This is a genomic window from Flavobacterium sp. RSSB_23 (assembly GCF_051547145.1).
Classification (GTDB): domain Bacteria; phylum Bacteroidota; class Bacteroidia; order Flavobacteriales; family Flavobacteriaceae; genus Flavobacterium.
Window position 1 is genome coordinate 98,203 of record NZ_JBPTTO010000007.1, and the last position, 17,177, is coordinate 115,379.

The window sequence follows — 17,177 nt, forward strand, 5'->3', positions numbered from 1 at the left end:
CTTTAAATACATCAAAAACTGATGCGGTGAAGCACTCTAATATTTCAAATTATTAATTTATATTTTTAAATTTCATTTCCCATTTTCTTTTATGTTTTTCAATTCGTTGGCGTTTTCCATTTTTTTACCAATTGTCTTTTTCTTGTATTGGTTTGTTTTTAATAAAACAAAAAACACACAAAATGCTTTACTGATACTAGCCAGTTATTATTTTTATTCCTGTTGGGATTGGCGTTTTTTATTCCTTTTGGTGTTTTCTACTTTTTTGGATTATTATACAGGTATACGAATCGAAAAAAGTACTAATGAGAAAGGGCGAAAGTTTTGGTTTTGGCTCAGTATTTTGGTTAATTTAGGATTTTTAGGGATTTTTAAATACTTCAATTTCTTCTCGGATTCGTTGGCACACCTACTTACTTCTGTTGGGTTTAAAGCGAGTCCAATACTGCTTGATGTGATTCTTCCGGTAGGAATTTCTTTTTACACCTTTCATGGTTTGTCCTATGTAATTGATATTTATTACAAGCGCATCAAAGCGGAGTATAACTTTGTCGATTATTCTTTGTTTGTGAGTTATTTTCCTTTATTGGTGGCTGGACCCATTGAAAGAGCGACGCATTTGTTGCCACAGGTCAAAGTACAACGTAGCTTCGATTTGGAAAATGCAAAAGAAGGCTTGGCCCAATTCGTTTGGGGATTGGTCAAAAAAGTGGTCATCGCAGATACCTGCGCAACGTATGCCAATGCAGTTTTTGATAACTATTCTTCTATGAATTCTTTATCCTTGATACTTGGCGCTATTTATTTTGCATTTCAAATTTATGGGGATTTCTCAGGCTATTCGGATATGGCTTTAGGGATGTCAAAACTATTTGGAATCGATTTGTTGAAAAACTTCAATTATCCCTATTTTTCAAGAGACATTGCCGAATTTTGGAGACGCTGGCACATTTCGTTATCGTCTTGGTTCAGGGATTATTTATATATTCCGCTAGGAGGTAGTCAAGGGGGTATGTGGTTCAAAATTCGCAATACCTTTATCATTTTCTTAGTGAGTGGTTTTTGGCACGGCGCTAATTGGACGTATGTCGTTTGGGGATTACTGAATGCCGTTTATTTTCTGCCTTTATTGGTATTGCAAAAAAACAGGAACAATACAGGTCCTGTAGTAGTTGACTTCGATTGGAAGGGATTACAAACTGTAGTAAACATCTTGATTACTTTTCTTTTAAGTACAATTGCGTGGGTCTTTTTTAGAGCGAAATCCATAACCGATGCGGTTTTGTATTTAAAGCAACTGGTTTATAATGGTGATTTTAGTTCGCAATATTTGTCTAATGAACGGTATAACTACGAAATACTCCTTTTGATTGGTGCTTTTGTAGTGGTAGAATGGAACAACAGAAACAGAGTAGAGCCCTTATCAGGACGCTATAGTCTTCTTAAATTTGGTTTAGCCATTGCTGCGATTATGGCTTTAGGCACTTTTTCGGATTATAAGGAGTTTATTTATTTTCAGTTTTAAGAGTAATAAAGCGTCTCGACTGCGCTCTACGTGACAGTTTGAGTCGAGATCGTTTGTTGTCAAACCGAACGCATTCGAGATTGTAGTTTATAAAGAAAAATTGCTGTTTAAAAGGGTCTCGACTGCGCTCGACCTGACAGTTTGAGTTGAGGGTTTTTGTTGTCAAATCGAGCGCAGTCGAGATTGTTTGCTTAAAAAGAAATTTGTCAATACATTGGGTCTCGACTGCGCTCGTCCTGACATAGAGCATAAAATAACATAGGAATAAGATAGAATCACAAGAATCACAAATGAAACAATTTTTACTATATACATTAAAAATACTACTATTCACGATAGTTATCGCTGTGGTATTGGATTTTGGTTACACCAAAGTTTTTTTGCAATCCACGAGTAGAGGAAAAATTGAAAAAGTTTTCAATTCCAAAGACGAAAAGTATGATGTAGTAATTTTAGGATCCTCAAGAGCGAACAATCATTTTGTGGCGCCAATGTTTGAAGACAAAGGGTTGAGAACCTTTAACTACGGGATGAGTGGCGGCCATTTGTTTGAAGCTTCCTTGTTGTTACAACTAATGATAGAGCGCAATTATCAAATTAAAAATGTGATTTTAGAAGCCGACTTGAATTTGTCGAACGACCATCAAGCCGAAGGGATATCGGCTAAATACTTGCCGTTTCTTCACGAGTCCGAAACCATAAGAAGGCATTTTGAAAACGAATCCGATTTTATGGAACTGTATTATATCCCTTTTTACCGATATGTGAAATACGATGCCAAAATAGGGGTTCGCGAGGTTTGGGATACTTATAGAAATAAACCTACGAGTTTGTTAGACAATAATGGCTACTATCCTCTAGGTAAAAAGCCTAATGCTAATATGAAGAATAATATTGCGAATTTGAACCCTTTGCTAAAGAATCAATATTATTATGAAATTAAGCAACTTTGTGAACAAAAAGGTATTAATTTTATCGCCATAATGACCCCAATGTGTGAAAACACCAAAGGAATGGATTATTTTGATAAAGTAAAGGAGCTATATCCGGAAATTCACAATTATGAAAATGCAGTACTTGAGGATAAGTACTTTTCATCTTGTGGGCATCTCAATGATGCTGGAGCGAGATTGTTTACAGCAAAGATAATTAAAGACTTTTTTTAAATTAAGAATTATTTAGTCAAATAGAGGTATGATTAAAGAAAATGAAGGTAAGATAGTATTGCTATTTCCTGATGGAGTTGGTATCAGAAACTATCTTTATTCAAGAGTGTTTAAAGGTTTAGAAAATAATTTGGTTTTGTTTCATAATTTTGATTATAAAACAGTTAGTTCGATTAGTAAAAACACTTCAATTAGTGACTCATTAATTATACCTATTTACAACGAGTCTATTAAAGAGAAGTTTTTACGTGAATTGATATGTCTATCTAGATTATATTACAATGCTGACAGAGTTGAAAATAATTCAATATTAGCCTATTGGAAATGGAATCAAAAAACATTTTCAAAAAAAATATTTTATAGACTAATTGAATGTATAGCTCCTTTCACAAAAGACTATTCCAAGATATTAAAATTAGAAAGAAAATACCAATTAGAAATTCGTCGAAATCCTTTTTATTTTGAGGTTAAAGATATTTTACAAAAAGTAAATCCAAGAGTTGTTTTTTGCTCTCATCAGCGTTCTTTAAAAGCAGCAACTATATTCGCTGCAGCTACAGATTTAGGTATTAAAACTACTACAGTAATATATTCATGGGATAATCTGCCAAAGGCTCGTATGGCTCTTTCTGCAGACAATTATTTGGTATGGTCAAATTATATGAAGAAAGAAATGGAATTGTATTATCCCGAAATTCCTGAAGAAAAAATTCACGTCACAGGTAGTCCTCAGTTTGAGTTTTATCGTGATGAAAATAATATTATTGATAAAGCTGTTTTTTATAAAAAATACAATTTAGATCCAAACAAAAAAATTATTTGCTTTTCAGGTGATGATACTTTAACATCTCCAGATGACCCAAGCTATTTAAGAGATATAGCAAATGAAATTATAAAGGCTAAGCTACAAGACAAATATCAGATTTTATTGAGAAGATGTCCCGTAGATTTTTCGGGAAGATTTGAAAAAGTTGTAAATGAATATAAAGATTTAATAAAAGAAGCCATTCCACTATGGCACTTTAATTCTTCAAAGGAATGGAGTGCTGTTTATCCTTCTGTTGATGATGTTAAATTATTGGTAAGTACAGCTTTTTATTCTGACGTAGTAGTTAATGTTGGATCAACAATGGCTTTTGATTTTACAATGTTTAATAAACCATGTGTATTTATAAATTATGATCAATCAGCCAAAAATAGTGAAGATTGGTCTGTACAAACAATTTATCAATTTCAGCATTTTAGGAGTATGCCAAATAAAGAATCCGTAATTTGGCTAAATAGTAAAGAGGAGATTATCGAAAAAGTTATCCCTAATGAAAATAATTATTCAGATAGCTTTATGAAAAAATGGTTTAATGTTATTCTTGATAGTAAAGAGATTAGTGCTTCTGTAAATATTAATGAAATGATTACAAATAGTCATAAAAATTAAATGTCATGCTACTATTAATAAGGAAAATTCTTTGGAAGATATTAGGAATCAACTACTATAATTATTTAAAAGGTAAAAATCATTTATATTTAAAAGATGCCAATTGGGTTGAAGTTGGAAACAGAACCTATGATAATGGAGCTTATGTTTGGAAATGGTATAAAAATTCTAGCCTAAAAATTGGAAAATATTGTTCTATTGCAAATGATGTGAATTTTATATGTGATTCAGGTTTTCATACAGAAAGTCAAGTTACCACTTTTCCTTTATTTTTTGAAATTTTGGGTAAAAATAATCAAATAACAATCAATGATGAATCGTGTAAGGTTAATGAAATAAAAGACAAGATAAAACCTTATAAATCAAATATCGTAATAGGAAATGATGTTTGGATTGGTATGAACGCTACAATTTTACCTGGTATTACTATTGGAAATGGAGTTACGGTTTTGGCTGGAGCTATTGTTTCTGAAAATATTCCTGATTATGCAATTGTTGGTGGTGTGCCAGCAAAAATAATTAAATATAAGCATAGTCAAGAAATTATAGATGCACTAAATAAAGTTAGTTGGTGGGATTGGTCTGAAGAGAAAATTAAACGTAACATTAACGATTTCTATTTGCCGATTGAAATTTTTATTAAAAAACATTTATAAATGCACGTCTGTTTCTTAACAAATGAATTCCCGAAAGAAGGTTTCCCTCATGGTGGAGTGGGGAGTTTTGTGAAAACAATAGCTCAAGAATTTGTAAAAAAAGGAATCAAAGTATCTGTTATAGGTATGAATTATACGTTGAATGATGAAACGGAATATATTGATGGAGTTGCTATTTATCGCTTAAAGAAAAGTATTGTAAAAGGGTTATCTTGGTATTTTAATTCAAAAGCTATTAATAAAAAAATCTTAGAAGTTCATAAAAACAACCCAATACAAATAATTGAATCACCTGAATTGGGTTTTGCATTTATTTCAAAAATTAAAAAAATAAAATACGTAATTAGGCTACATGGAGGGCATCATTTTTTTGCGGAAAGTGAAAAACGAAAGATTAATAAATGGAAAGGTTTTCAAGAAAAAAGATCATTTAAAAAAGCGGATGCCTTTATTGCTGTTTCTCAATATGTAAAAATACATACTGGAAAGTACTTAAGTTATAATGGTAAACCAATTGCAGATATATGTAATCCTATTAATTCTGTTTTTTTAAAGTCTGAACTTCAAAGTAAATGTGAAATTGGACCTGAAAATAGAATTGTTTTTGTTGGCACGGTTTGCGAGAAAAAGGGAATTCGTCAGCTAGTACAGGCATTTTCATTTGTTAAAAAACAATTTCCTAACGCAACACTTGAAATATATGGAAGGGATTGGTTTTTTTTCGATGGGTCTTCGTATATAGAAATGCTTAAGCTTAAAGAACTACCAAAATTAGGTGCTTTTGCTAATGATATTAATTTTCACGGAGCAATTCCGTTTATTGATATTCCAGATGCATATGCAACAGCTTCTGTATGTGTATTTCCATCCCATATGGAAACTCAGGGATTAGTGGCTCCAGAAGCGATGGCAATGGGGAAAACAGTTGTTTTTACAAAATTAGGTCCTGGGCCTGAAACTATTGTTGATTATGAAACAGGGCTGTTATGTGATCCATTTAATCCGGATGATATTGCTAAAAAAATAGTTTGGGTTTTATCTAACAAAGAAAAAGCAAAAAAAATTGGTGAAATGGGAAGGAAGTTTGTTGTTGATAAGCTTGATTTACAGAAAATTGTTAATCAAAACTATGATTTTTTCAATCAATTATGTTTGAAAAAAAATAGTTAAACAATTAACTTTATTTCAGTTCAGCGAGAGAGTTAAAAGTAATTTATTAGTTTTGAATTTTATTTGATTTAGCAATATCTTTACTTTAAATAAATATAAAGCTGTATATCTGTAGCTTTCTTAAAAATGATTGGTTGGTGGAGTTTGATTTTTAATATACCAAAAGAGAAACAATGAAAACACTAGAGTCAACCGTCGCCATAAATAAAAAGCAAGCGGAATTTTACAACACCAAAAAGAAAAATTGGATCACTCAGATTTGGTCAAAATTTAGAAATGGCACTTTGAATAGGATAAAAAAAGGTGTTGGTATACAAGATCAGGCTTATCTGAAACACAAGGAATGGTTTGGTGATTTGAGTTCTAAACGAGTTTTGGATTTAGGATGTTTTTCTGGAAATTATTGGTCAATGTACTTAGCTGAGCATTCAAAAGAATACATGGGAATCGATTTGAGTGATGTTGCCATCGAAAAATTACGTCAGCGTTTAATCGCTTTTCCCAATGCGAGTGCTTTAGCCATTGATTTTTTATCATCGGAATTTAAAGAAAAGGACTTTGATTTAATTTATGCCTATGGTGTTTTACATCACTTTGAAAGTACAAAAATCATAATTGATAAGCTTAATGAAAAATTAGCACCAAAAGGGCAAATTATAAGTTATGACCCTTTGCAAACAAGTTTACCCATTAAAATAATCCGATTACTATACCGTCCGTTTCAATCCGATGCTGCGTGGGAATGGCCATTTACTAAAAAAGTGTATAATCAGTATAAAGATACCTTCGAAATTATAGAAAGACATGGACTTTTAGGAAAAACCAAATGGATGGCTTTACTCTCATTGTTGCCGTTTTCTGAAAGTTGGAAAACAAAATTAGGACAAAAGTGGCACAAGGAAGATTGGGAAAAATCTAGCACCAGCGACTCCGTTTTGTTTAGTTGTATGCATTTGACCTTATTAATGCAAAAAAAATAACCTTGAATGAATTTACTGCAACTCATATTGTCAGACTATAGTAAGCATAAAAAATATGGAGGACATTTTTTAGGAATTGTATTTTTTACGCAAGGATTCTGGGCTGTTTTTCAATACAGACTAGCTCATTTTTGTTATTGCAGAATAAAATGGCAACCTTTTCGATTGCTGTTTTTAATGTTGTTTCTTTTATGGCAAAAAATTATTGAAATTACCACTGGAATTTCAATTCCTGCTTCTGCAAAAATTGGGCATTCATTTTATATTGGACATTTTGGAGGAATTATCATTAATGCTAATGTTATTATTGGGAATGATTGTAATATTTCACAAGGAGTTACCATTGGTGTGGGAGGAAGAGGAGAAAAAAGAGGGACTCCAATTTTAGGGGATAAAGTCTATGTGGGTGCCAATGCAGTTGTTTCAGGAAATGTAAACATCGGATATGAAGTTTTGATAGGGGCATGTTCTTTAGTAAACCAATCCATTCCAGATTGTTCGGTGGTTTTAGGAGTTCCCGCAGTAATTATTTCTCAAAAGGGATCTAAAGGATATATCTAATGAAATTACTCATTGTTTCAACCGCTCCATTCATTTTTAAGGATGAAAAGTGTTTTGCTTATAGTCCCTATGTAAAAGAGTTGGTCATTTGGAAAGAATCTGTCAATGAGATATCATTTTGTTGTCCAGTTTGGCAAAATCAAAATGGGTTATTAGTTGAAGAAATTTCATTTGAAATAAAGCAGCATTATAAATTAATTGAGTTAAACTTGAATAGTTTTACAAATGCAGTTCAAGCTTTTTTTTATGCTTTCTGGAACGGTTTGATTATTTTCAAAGCCATGTATCAAGCCGATCACATTCACTTGCGATGTCCTGGTAATATTGGTTTGATAGGATGTATAATTCAAATTTTATTTCCTTTGAAGCCTAAAACTGCCAAATATGCTGGCAACTGGAATCCTAAAGCGAAGCAACCTTGGAGCTATCGGTTGCAAAAATGGCTCTTGAGTAATCCTTTTCTAACCCGAAACATGCAAGTATTGGTGTATGGGGAATGGGAAGGCAGTAGTAAAAATATTCATCCTTTTTTTACCGCTACCTATTGGGAAACGGAAAAAGCACCACTAAAACCTCTTAACTTTGCTAATTCCATTCGATTTGTTTTTGTAGGAACTTTGTCTGAAGGAAAACGTCCGATGTATGCCATAGCTTTGGTTGAAGCTTTGTCCAAAAGAGGGTATGCTGTTCAATTGGAGCTGTATGGAGAAGGAAAAGAAAGAATTGTACTGGAAGACTATATTGAAAAGAATCATTTGAAAAGCTTTATTGAACTGAAAGGGAATCAATCAAAAGAAATCATCAAGTCTGCATACCAGAACAGTCATTTTGTACTCCTGCCTTCTAAAAGTGAGGGTTGGCCTAAAGCCATAGCGGAGGGGATGTTTTGGGGATGTGTTCCACTGGCGACTTCAATTTCTTGCGTTCCCTTTATGTTGGATTATGGCAATAGAGGAGTTATATTGACTACTGAAGTTGAACAAGATGTTCAGCAAGTAATTGCCATTTTGAGCGATGAGATAGATTATTTTGAAAAAAGAAAAAAAGCATCCGATTGGTCTCGACACTACACTTTGGATGTTTTTGAAAATGAAATAGAAAGAATAGTTTCTAGATCGCAGTGATTACCTTTAGTTTCTTGTCTTATTAAACGAATACTATTTTATGCGCATTTTACAACTCATAGATTCTTTAGAAGCAGGAGGTGCAGAGCGTATGGCTGTAAATTATGCCAATTCGCTTGTGGATACCCTTGGCTTTTCAGCGCTTGTAGCTACTCGAAAAGAAGGGGTATTGCTTGAGCAAATGGATTCTAAAGTGACTTATTTTTTTTTGAATAAAAAAAGCAAGCTCGATTTTAGAGCCTTATGGCGTTTGCGTTCTTTTGTTTTGCAACATGCCATTACTCATGTTCATGCGCATAGTTCTTCATTTTTTATTGCTTTTCTATTGAAATTGTGTTGCCCCTCTCTTAAGTTGGTATGGCATTACCATTATGGGAATAAAAAAGGAATATCAAATATAAGAATTTTTATTTTCAAGTTGATACTCCCCTTTTTTAATGGAGTGATTTCAGTGAATCAAAACCTGAAAATTTGGATTGAGAATCAGTTAAAATCTAAAAATGTTATCTATTTACCTAATTTTACATCTACGACTAAAGAGGTAAACAAAACAAATCTTTTTGGTGTTGAAGATAAGCGAATACTATCTTTAGCAAATTTGAGACCAGATAAAAATCATTTTTTGCTTTTGGATATAGCAGCTCAAATGAAGCTGTCACATCCGGATTGGACCTTTCACTTGGTGGGTAAAGATTTTAATGATGATTATTCTCTTGCAATAAAAAACAAGATAAGCGCTTTACAATTAGAAAATCAAGTATTTTTGTACGGCTCAAGAATGGATATTGGTTTTATCATGCAACAGAGTAGTATTGGAATTTTGACTTCTGCTTCAGAGGGCTTGCCTGTAGCCTTGTTGGAGTTTGGGACGCAACCGTTGCCTGTAGTAGTTACAGCGGTAGGCGAATTGCCAAATATCATAAATAATGGTGTCAATGGTTGGCTAGTGCCTTCGAATGACACTATGTCTTTTTACAAGGCTTTAACTACTTTAATTTTGAATCCCTCAATGGGAAATAGTATGGCATTGGCTTTACAACAAACGGTTTCAGAAGGATATTCCTCAAAGGGTGTTTTGCAAAAATACATACAATGGTTAGAAAGTTTATAAAATGAAAAAAGAAGAGGTCGTTTATCTTTATTTAGTAGCCCTACATGCTTTTTTAGGCTTTGTATTTTTTTTCCTTCCTTTTCTTAGTAAAGTGTATGGTATTGCAATATTGGTTTTTGGAGTTTATTACATTACGCAATCGAAGAATAAAAATAATGAAGCCTTATTAATGGCTGCTTATGCAGTAAGTGCCGAAATTATGCTCCGGATGACAGGTGGTACTTTTGTGAATGAGTATGGGAAGTACCTAGTTGTGCTTTTCCTTTTTTTAGGAATGCTTTTTTCGGGTTTTTCAAGGAATGCTTTGGTCTATTGGTTGTTTTTGTTCTTTTTAGTACCAAGTGTGGTACTTTCAACCGTAACTTTAGATATTACAACCGATGTTAAGAAAGCTATCGTTTTTAATATGTCAGGACCAGTTTGTCTTGGAATTTCTTCTATTTATTGCTTCAAGCGTGAACTCACTTTTCAACGATTGCTTGGGATAATCACTGCTTTTTCATTGCCTCTACTCTGCTTAGTCACCTATCTGTATTTTTACACCCCCAACATTCAAGATGTGGTTACTGGGACACAATCCAATTTTGAAACTTCAGGAGGATTTGGGCCTAATCAAGTTTCTACCATTTTGGGATTGGGAATCTTTATCTTTTTTGTACAATTGATGCTTAATTCCTCTAATGGATTGTTGCAAATAGTCAATGGAGCCTTAGTAATGGTTTTTGCTTTTAGAGGCTTGGTTACTTTTTCTAGAGGAGGAATCTATACAAGTGTTGCAATGGTACTTTTGTTACTGGCGATTTTGTATTTTCAAGCTAATTTTCAAACCAAACCAAAAATTGCTGGGATTATTGTCTTATCCTTTTTAGCTACTTTGGCAGTTTGGAGCTACAGTTCTATAAAAACCAATGGGTTGTTAGGCAAACGCTACGCCAACCAGGATGCTGCGGGAAGGGAGAAAGAAAGTCAACTTACAGGAAGAGAGGTTTTAATAGTTTCGGAATTGAACATGTTTTATGAAAATCCTATTCTAGGAGTGGGTGTTGGAAAAAACAAAGAATTGCGAGCCACAGAAACAGGCATACAAGCCGCTTCACACAATGAGATGAGTCGTATGTTGGCCGAGCACGGAACCTTAGGCATAGTTGGTTTATTGATTTTATTGATAACACCACTTTATTTATTTGCAGTTGACAGACAAAATATACTAGCGCTTTCTTTTTTTGTATTTTGGCTGTTAACCATCAATCATGCAGCGATGCGGTTATCAGCGCCTGCTTTTATCTACGCTTTGTCACTTTTAAAAGTATATCGTGAAGCACCTGCTATACATAGGAAATAAGCTTGCTAATAATGGAGGCAATCCAACAGGAATAGATGTCTTAGGACCTCTTTTGGAGCAAGAAGGATACCAAATCATCTACGCTTCTACAAAACGCAATCAACTACTTCGTTTCTTGGAGATGCTGTTCGCGACTTGCTTTGCTAGAAATATAGACTATGTTTTGATTGATACCTACAGCACCACCAATTTTTGGTATGCCTATTGGGTAAGTCAGTTATGTCGCCTTAGAAGGTTGAAGTATATTCCTATTTTACATGGTGGTAATTTACCCAATAGATGGCAGACGCATCCCAAAAGTTGTCAACGTATTTTTTATCATGCTTATCGTAATGTTTGTCCTTCTCTTTATTTGATGAAGGCTTTTGGAAATGTGGGGTGTCCAAATTTAGTACATGTTCCCAATGCAATAAACCTTCAGCAGTATAATTATAAAGAGCGTCCTTTGGCAAACCCAAAGATACTATGGGTAAGGGCATTTGCAGCACTATACAATCCAGAAATGGCCATTCATGTTTTTAATAAACTACTAATGACCTTTCCAAATGCTGAACTTTGTATGGTAGGACCAGATAAAGACGGAAGTGGTGTAAAGGCAAGAAAGTTAGCAGAAAGCTTAGGAGTTCAAGTGGATTTTAAAGGAAAACTAACCAGAAAGGAATGGACGGAGCTGGCGCAAAACTATGATCTCTTCATCAATACCACGCATTTTGATAATACCCCAGTTAGTGTCATCGAAGCAATGAGCTTAGGCTTGGCTGTGGTGTCTACTAATGTTGGTGGCCTCCCTTTTTTAATAAATAATGATGAAGATGGTCTTTTAGTAGCTGATAATGACATAGAAGGCATGCATGATGCCTTACTTTTTTTGTTGAAAAATCCTTCAAAATTTATCAAAATCACAAAAAAAGCCAGAATAAAAGCCAGTTTTTTTGAATGGAATCAGGTAAAAGATAAATGGTTCTTAATTTTTAATAACGACACCTAGTATGCTTAAAATTCAGTAACTTGCGACAGAATACCACAGTTATATGAATAAGAAGAGAATGCATTTTGAACTTTCAGAACGAAAGTTCTTATTACGTCTAGTAGATCTCATTGTAGTGCTTGGATCTTTGTATCTGATGACAGCAGTATTCCATTTTCCCTATTTTGAATTTTCAAAAGACACTTTTTACCGGCCTATCGTTTTTTCTATTTATTTACTGCTTCTTGGAGGCGTTTTTGAAATGTACAGCCTTCAAGTTGCAGGTAATCCTTTTCAAATTCTCAAAAGTATTTTACTTACTACTTCGGCTACGGTTTTGTTGTATTTGTTGACCCCTTTCCTTTCTCCCCAATTGCCTAAAAGTAGACTGCAGTTATTGGTGTTTTATGGTACGATTTTTTTTGCACTCTACCTGTGGCGCATAGTTTATGTAAAATTTTTAGCCTCGAATCGCTTTGTTCAAAATGTAATTTTAATATGTGATAAAGGGCAGTTGGAACAATTGGTGATAGATCTCGAAGAAGCGGATCCTTATTATCGAATTATTGGATATGTGAACTCAGATAAAGAGAATAAAGAGGAGATAGCCTACAAACTCAAAAAGGAAATTCCAGTAGACCAGTTGACTAAATTTGTAAGTAAGTTTGGGGTTTCTGAGATTGTGGTTGCCTCCCAAAAAACAGATGGGATTACAACAGAATTGTACCAGCAATTACTTCATTTGTTAGAGTCAGGAAAAAGTATTCGGGAATACGTTCATGTCTATGAAAACAAAACCCAACGCATACCTGTCCATCAAATCGCAGAGGATTTTTATCGCTTTTTTCCTTTTAGTAGGAGCAATCAAAACAAATTGTATTTGTATCAAGTTCGCTTTTTTGAACTTCTTTTTTCTATAACAGGTATTCTAATAGGTGCTATTATGGTTCCTTTTTTGGTAGTAGCCAATAGGTTTTGGAATAGAGGCCCTTTGTTTTATACACAAGAACGTGTAGGAAAGGATGGAGCGCTATTCAAAATCTATAAATTTAGGAGTATGGTTGAGAATGCTGAAGCTAATGGTGCCGTTTTTTCTAAAATTGGCGATACTAGAGTGACGCCATTTGGGAAGTTCTTGCGAAAAACCCGTATAGATGAAATTCCTCAATTTTTAAATATTTTAAAAGGCGATATGGGGGTAATAGGTCCACGCCCTGAGCGACCTATGTTCGTTGAAGAAATTTCAGCAATTATGCCTTTTTATGAAACCCGACATATCATTAAACCTGGACTTACTGGTTGGGCCCAAGTGAACTACAATTACGGAGAATCTATTGAAGAGAGCTTGGTGAAATTACAGTATGATCTGTACTATATCAAGCACCGTAGTGTCTTTATCGATATTAGCATTGTTTTTAAAACCATTTCAACAGTAATTTTTTATCGAGGGCAGTAAAGTAAAAAATTCCAATCTCAAATCCTCAATCTCAAATCCTATAATCCTCAATTCCAAATCCTCAATCCAAAATTTATCGATTCTCCTTGTTTATTCGATAGACGATGAATGAAGTGACTCCAATCAAAGGTAAAAGAAACCAAAATGGCGCTTTATTGATCAATACTATAGTGTATAGCAGGAAGCATCCCCAGTTAACGTAGCTTAGCCATTTTATGGCTTTGCTATTTTTTTGAAGTACAAAAAACACCAATACTAACAAGGTAGGATTGAATAATAATACATTGTAATTGTTGGCCAATTCAGCATGTAAAGAATACCATCCCATAAAAAGAAAGAACAATCCTAAGATGCCCATTACCGTCAAAAATAGCAACCCAACACTTCTTTTTTTCCAAAAGACAAGCAGTAATAAAAAGGCACCATAAGTATAGGCATTATTCCACCAAGAGTGAGGTGTTGTGGGAGCCACCGTTAAAAGTGACACAACTGGTTCACTAAGCGGTTCGTTTTTGTACTTAGTGATTTTAAGACTTTCTAATAAATCAAACGGAAGAAATAGGGTAGTGGCTTTTTGATCTACTTTGGTTCCAAAAATACTACTTGTACCCAATTGTTCGTAGAAATGATTTTTGAAGTAGGGGAATAATACCTCCCTGTAGGTCTTTTCAGTAGCGTCTTTTTTTGTGATTGCTTTTGTGCCAATTGTTTCGTTAAGCAAATCGACTACCATAGTTGTACAATTGCGATCAATAAATTTATAGGTATAGAAGCGTTCTTCTGACTGTAATGTTTTGTTAAGTTGATCAAAAAGCTGCTGTTTTAAGGGAAGTGATAAGCGAAGCTTTTGTTCGTAAACACTTCTTCCTTCGTATTGGTATCGTCCTATAAACTCCGAAAACGAGTCGGCTACCACAAAGTATTGTAAATCTCCTTTTGCAAATTTAGCTACAAAATTAGGTGTCGAAAAATCAAATGCGCCATAATTATAAACGACATCTAGGAGTTGTTCTGGGTCAGTAATACGTACTGCGGTATGCCCGAAAAGGGAATACGATTCGTTTCCTGTAGCGCAGGTTAATACACTTACTGTTGCTTTTGGTGAAAGCGGTGCTAGCTGAGCGGAAACAACAATGCTCCATAAAAAAATAAGTACTGATAGATTTATTTTGCATAGTCTTGCAAGAAAAGTTATGATTGGCATAAAAGTGCGCTTGAATTGATTTCAGGCGTAAAAATAAGGCATTCTGCTGAGTTTACTTCAAAATTAATTTTAAAAAGAAGCAAAAGCAGTTTGTCTTTTAAGCTCATTTTTTATGCATTTCATTCTTTTGATGAACGCGTTTTTGATTTTTTTACTAGATTAATGTTATGAACAAGCAAAAAGGCGATGCAAGGTTTAGTGGTATCGCCTTTTTATTGTGTACTAGCTTTCTTCTATTACAGTCACAGAAAAGGAATAGTTTTGACTGTGACTAATAAGTTTTTTTATGTTAAAGTGTTACGAGAGTTTGCTATTCAAGCTACTCCATCCTCCGCCATTGTATACTTCAGTATAGCCACTTGCTTTTAAAATGCTTTTGGCAGAAGCGCTTCGCATTCCAGAGGCACAGCAAGTAATAATGACTTGATTTTTATTTTGTAATTGATTTAAATTTTGACGCAGTACATCAACGGGGATATTAAGGGAACCTTTGATGTGACCTCCTCGGAATTCACCTTTGCTGCGCACATCGATGATTATAGCGCCTTGCTGAAGTAATGTTTTATAATTAATGGCTGGGCCAAGGCCAAAAAGACGTTTTAAAAGAGTAAGCATATTAATCGATTTTGTTTTGTAAGGATTGATAAAAATTCACATTCAACCAGGAACCGCCATTCAGACACTCTACACCTTGCTGTGAAAGATAATATGCTGCCTGACCGCTGCGTCCACCAGAAGCACAACACAAAATAAGAGGGCTAGCCAAGGCTTTGATTTCCTCTAAGCGTTCTGGGATTTCATTTAGGGGAATATTAATAGAAGTGGCTACGTGTCCTCCCATAAATTCCTCTCGGGTTCTTACGTCTACAATGGTACCGCGTTTTTCTTTAATGAAATGTTCTACTGTCATAAGAATGCAATTTTGTTTTTGTTTGAGTTAGGCAAAAGTAAAGGTACAAAATGGGTTTTTGAGTAACAATTGTTACACAATCTAATAATTTTCGGATTCCCGTAGGGATAAATTGCGACCTGTTTGTAAATTGTCTCTATTAGTAGTATATTGTAATTTATGTTTAGATTTTTTGTAGATGCGTAAGGGATGGAAGTGGCATCCTCTTGAGGCCGGGTTCGCCTCAAGAGATATAGCGTACAGCCCGACAGCACCGTAGCTTGCGGAGGTGGTGATACGCCCAAAAGATAGTATTGTTAAATAAAATCCTAAATCCTAATTCGTAAATCTGAAATAATTTATCTTTGCCGTCCCGAACGGTCGGGAGAAAAAAGAGAGCCATGAAATTTGATTTATTACAAAAAGATACACAGTCTAAAGCCAGAGCGGGAAGTATTACTACAGACCATGGGGTAATTGAAACCCCTATTTTTATGCCTGTAGGTACAGCAGGAACGGTAAAAGGGGTGCATCAACGCGAATTGAAAGACGATATTAATCCCGATATTATTTTAGGAAACACCTACCATTTGTACTTGCGTCCCCAAACCGATATTTTGGAAAAAGCGGGAGGCTTGCACAAATTCATGAATTGGGATCGTAATATTTTGACCGATTCAGGAGGTTATCAAGTGTATTCTTTATCGGCCAATCGAAAAATTAAGGAAGAAGGAGTAAAGTTCAAGTCGCATATTGATGGGTCATACCACTTTTTTACCCCTGAAAATGTGATGGAGATTCAGCGAACTATTGGAGCCGATATTATTATGGCTTTTGATGAATGTACGCCTTATCCTTGTGATTATCGCTATGCACAACGTTCAATGCACATGACACACCGTTGGTTGAATCGTTGTATCAATCATTTAGAAAAAGTGCCTTATAAATATGGATATGAGCAAACATTTTTTCCTATTGTACAAGGAAGTACGTATAAAGATTTGCGTCGTCAATCGGCAGAATATATTGCTAATGCTGGGCAACAAGGAAATGCCATTGGTGGACTTTCTGTAGGGGAACCAGCTGAAGAAATGTATGCTATGACTGAGGTGGTTTGCGAGATTTTACCCGAAGACAAGCCTCGTTATTTGATGGGGGTAGGAACACCAATTAATATTTTGGAAAATATTGCTTTAGGAATCGATATGTTCGATTGCGTAATGCCAACGCGTAACGCTAGAAACGGTATGTTGTTTACCGCTAATGGTTCCATCAATATTAAAAATAAAAAGTGGGAAGCGGATTTTTCACCAATTGATGAAATGGGAATTACCTATGTAGATACTTTTTATACCAAAGCTTACTTGCGCCATTTGTTTGCTTCGAATGAAATGCTTGGAAAGCAAATTGCTACCATACATAATTTAGGTTTTTACATGTGGTTGGTTCGTGAGGCTAGAAAACATATCTTAGCGGGCGATTTTAGACCTTGGAAAGAAATGATGGTCAAAAATATGAGCCAAAGATTATAAAAAAATAGGAAGTTAGAAGTTAGAGATTTGAAGTGAGTTCAGCGACGACCTTATGATAT

General features: G+C 34.5%; 16 protein-coding genes. 13 read left to right on the forward strand and 3 right to left on the reverse strand.

The window, feature by feature from the left end; genetic code table 11:
• Window positions 1-91 precede the first annotated feature (91 nt).
• The 12 genes from ACSVH9_RS11820 (at window position 92) to ACSVH9_RS11875 (ending at window position 13,493) form a co-directional block, all read left to right on the forward strand.
• Window positions 92-1,525, forward strand: coding sequence for an MBOAT family O-acyltransferase (locus ACSVH9_RS11820; RefSeq protein ID WP_438063878.1), 1,434 nt, complete (start codon window positions 92-94; stop codon window positions 1,523-1,525).
• 290 nt (window positions 1,526-1,815) lie between these two features.
• Window positions 1,816-2,691, forward strand: coding sequence for a hypothetical protein (locus tag ACSVH9_RS11825; RefSeq protein ID WP_438063879.1), 876 nt, complete (start codon window positions 1,816-1,818; stop codon window positions 2,689-2,691).
• A gap of 28 nt (window positions 2,692-2,719) precedes the next feature.
• Window positions 2,720-4,126, forward strand: coding sequence for a hypothetical protein (locus ACSVH9_RS11830; RefSeq protein WP_438063880.1), 1,407 nt, complete (start codon window positions 2,720-2,722; stop codon window positions 4,124-4,126).
• A gap of 5 nt (window positions 4,127-4,131) precedes the next feature.
• Window positions 4,132-4,782 (forward strand): CatB-related O-acetyltransferase, encoded by a 651-nt coding sequence (locus tag ACSVH9_RS11835; protein ID WP_438063881.1) that lies wholly within the window; start codon window positions 4,132-4,134, stop codon window positions 4,780-4,782.
• On the forward strand, window positions 4,783-5,952 hold the full coding sequence (locus tag ACSVH9_RS11840) for a glycosyltransferase family 4 protein (RefSeq protein WP_438063882.1): 1,170 nt from the start codon (window positions 4,783-4,785) through the stop codon (window positions 5,950-5,952).
• A gap of 173 nt (window positions 5,953-6,125) precedes the next feature.
• Entirely contained in the window at window positions 6,126-6,932 is an 807-nt protein-coding gene (locus ACSVH9_RS11845; RefSeq protein ID WP_438063883.1) for a class I SAM-dependent methyltransferase, read from the forward strand.
• 6 nt (window positions 6,933-6,938) lie between these two features.
• Window positions 6,939-7,493, forward strand: a complete 555-nt coding sequence (locus ACSVH9_RS11850) for a serine O-acetyltransferase (RefSeq protein WP_438063884.1) — start codon at window positions 6,939-6,941, stop codon at window positions 7,491-7,493.
• Complete coding sequence (locus tag ACSVH9_RS11855) at window positions 7,493-8,617, forward strand: glycosyltransferase (RefSeq protein WP_438063885.1); 1,125 nt, start codon at window positions 7,493-7,495, stop codon at window positions 8,615-8,617. Before ACSVH9_RS11850 ends, ACSVH9_RS11855 begins: the two co-directional genes overlap by 1 nt.
• A 40-nt stretch (window positions 8,618-8,657) precedes the next feature.
• Window positions 8,658-9,728: a glycosyltransferase gene (locus ACSVH9_RS11860; protein ID WP_438063886.1), complete on the forward strand. Its 1,071-nt coding sequence runs from the start codon at window positions 8,658-8,660 to the stop codon at window positions 9,726-9,728.
• A gap of 1 nt (window position 9,729) precedes the next feature.
• A complete protein-coding gene (locus ACSVH9_RS11865; RefSeq protein ID WP_438063887.1) occupies window positions 9,730-11,070 on the forward strand; it encodes an O-antigen ligase family protein in 1,341 nt (446 codons plus the stop codon).
• Window positions 11,042-12,058 carry a glycosyltransferase family 4 protein gene (locus ACSVH9_RS11870; protein ID WP_438063888.1) on the forward strand — a complete coding sequence of 339 codons (1,017 nt, stop codon included), beginning with the start codon at window positions 11,042-11,044 and terminating at the stop codon, window positions 12,056-12,058. Before ACSVH9_RS11865 ends, ACSVH9_RS11870 begins: the two co-directional genes overlap by 29 nt.
• Before the next feature lie 43 nt (window positions 12,059-12,101).
• Window positions 12,102-13,493 (forward strand): sugar transferase, encoded by a 1,392-nt coding sequence (locus ACSVH9_RS11875; RefSeq protein ID WP_438063889.1) that lies wholly within the window; start codon window positions 12,102-12,104, stop codon window positions 13,491-13,493.
• A gap of 73 nt (window positions 13,494-13,566) precedes the next feature.
• Here the strand turns inward: ACSVH9_RS11875 and ACSVH9_RS11880 are convergent, their stop codons facing one another.
• The 3 genes from ACSVH9_RS11880 to ACSVH9_RS11890 all read right to left on the reverse strand — a co-directional run bounded on the left by ACSVH9_RS11880 (window position 13,567) and on the right by ACSVH9_RS11890 (window position 15,607).
• Window positions 13,567-14,697 carry a lipoprotein N-acyltransferase Lnb domain-containing protein gene (locus ACSVH9_RS11880; RefSeq protein WP_438063890.1) on the reverse strand — a complete coding sequence of 377 codons (1,131 nt, stop codon included), beginning with the start codon at window positions 14,695-14,697 and terminating at the stop codon, window positions 13,567-13,569.
• Window positions 14,698-14,994: 297 nt separating this feature from the next.
• On the reverse strand, window positions 14,995-15,312 hold the full coding sequence (locus ACSVH9_RS11885) for a rhodanese-like domain-containing protein (protein WP_438063891.1): 318 nt from the start codon (window positions 15,310-15,312) through the stop codon (window positions 14,995-14,997).
• Between the two features lies 1 nt (window position 15,313).
• On the reverse strand, window positions 15,314-15,607 hold the full coding sequence (locus tag ACSVH9_RS11890) for a rhodanese-like domain-containing protein (protein ID WP_438063892.1): 294 nt from the start codon (window positions 15,605-15,607) through the stop codon (window positions 15,314-15,316).
• A 380-nt stretch (window positions 15,608-15,987) separates the two neighbouring features.
• Between ACSVH9_RS11890 and tgt the strand changes: the two genes are divergently transcribed.
• Window positions 15,988-17,118, forward strand: coding sequence for a tRNA guanosine(34) transglycosylase Tgt (tgt, locus tag ACSVH9_RS11895; RefSeq protein ID WP_438063893.1), 1,131 nt, complete (start codon window positions 15,988-15,990; stop codon window positions 17,116-17,118).
• Window positions 17,119-17,177: the final 59 nt, after the last annotated feature.

Coding starts and splice junctions, on each gene's coding strand:
- ACSVH9_RS11820 (WP_438063878.1), top strand. CDS start 92: ATGTTTTTCAATTCGTTGGCGTTTTCCATTTTTTTACCAATTGTCTTT.
- ACSVH9_RS11825 (WP_438063879.1), top strand. CDS start 1,816: ATGAAACAATTTTTACTATATACATTAAAAATACTACTATTCACGATA.
- ACSVH9_RS11830 (WP_438063880.1), top strand. CDS start 2,720: ATGATTAAAGAAAATGAAGGTAAGATAGTATTGCTATTTCCTGATGGA.
- ACSVH9_RS11835 (WP_438063881.1), top strand. CDS start 4,132: ATGCTACTATTAATAAGGAAAATTCTTTGGAAGATATTAGGAATCAAC.
- ACSVH9_RS11840 (WP_438063882.1), top strand. CDS start 4,783: ATGCACGTCTGTTTCTTAACAAATGAATTCCCGAAAGAAGGTTTCCCT.
- ACSVH9_RS11845 (WP_438063883.1), top strand. CDS start 6,126: ATGAAAACACTAGAGTCAACCGTCGCCATAAATAAAAAGCAAGCGGAA.
- ACSVH9_RS11850 (WP_438063884.1), top strand. CDS start 6,939: ATGAATTTACTGCAACTCATATTGTCAGACTATAGTAAGCATAAAAAA.
- ACSVH9_RS11855 (WP_438063885.1), top strand. CDS start 7,493: ATGAAATTACTCATTGTTTCAACCGCTCCATTCATTTTTAAGGATGAA.
- ACSVH9_RS11860 (WP_438063886.1), top strand. CDS start 8,658: ATGCGCATTTTACAACTCATAGATTCTTTAGAAGCAGGAGGTGCAGAG.
- ACSVH9_RS11865 (WP_438063887.1), top strand. CDS start 9,730: ATGAAAAAAGAAGAGGTCGTTTATCTTTATTTAGTAGCCCTACATGCT.
- ACSVH9_RS11875 (WP_438063889.1), top strand. CDS start 12,102: ATGAATAAGAAGAGAATGCATTTTGAACTTTCAGAACGAAAGTTCTTA.
- ACSVH9_RS11880 (WP_438063890.1), bottom strand. CDS start 14,697: ATGCCAATCATAACTTTTCTTGCAAGACTATGCAAAATAAATCTATCA.
- ACSVH9_RS11885 (WP_438063891.1), bottom strand. CDS start 15,312: ATGCTTACTCTTTTAAAACGTCTTTTTGGCCTTGGCCCAGCCATTAAT.
- ACSVH9_RS11890 (WP_438063892.1), bottom strand. CDS start 15,607: ATGACAGTAGAACATTTCATTAAAGAAAAACGCGGTACCATTGTAGAC.
- tgt (WP_438063893.1), top strand. CDS start 15,988: ATGAAATTTGATTTATTACAAAAAGATACACAGTCTAAAGCCAGAGCG.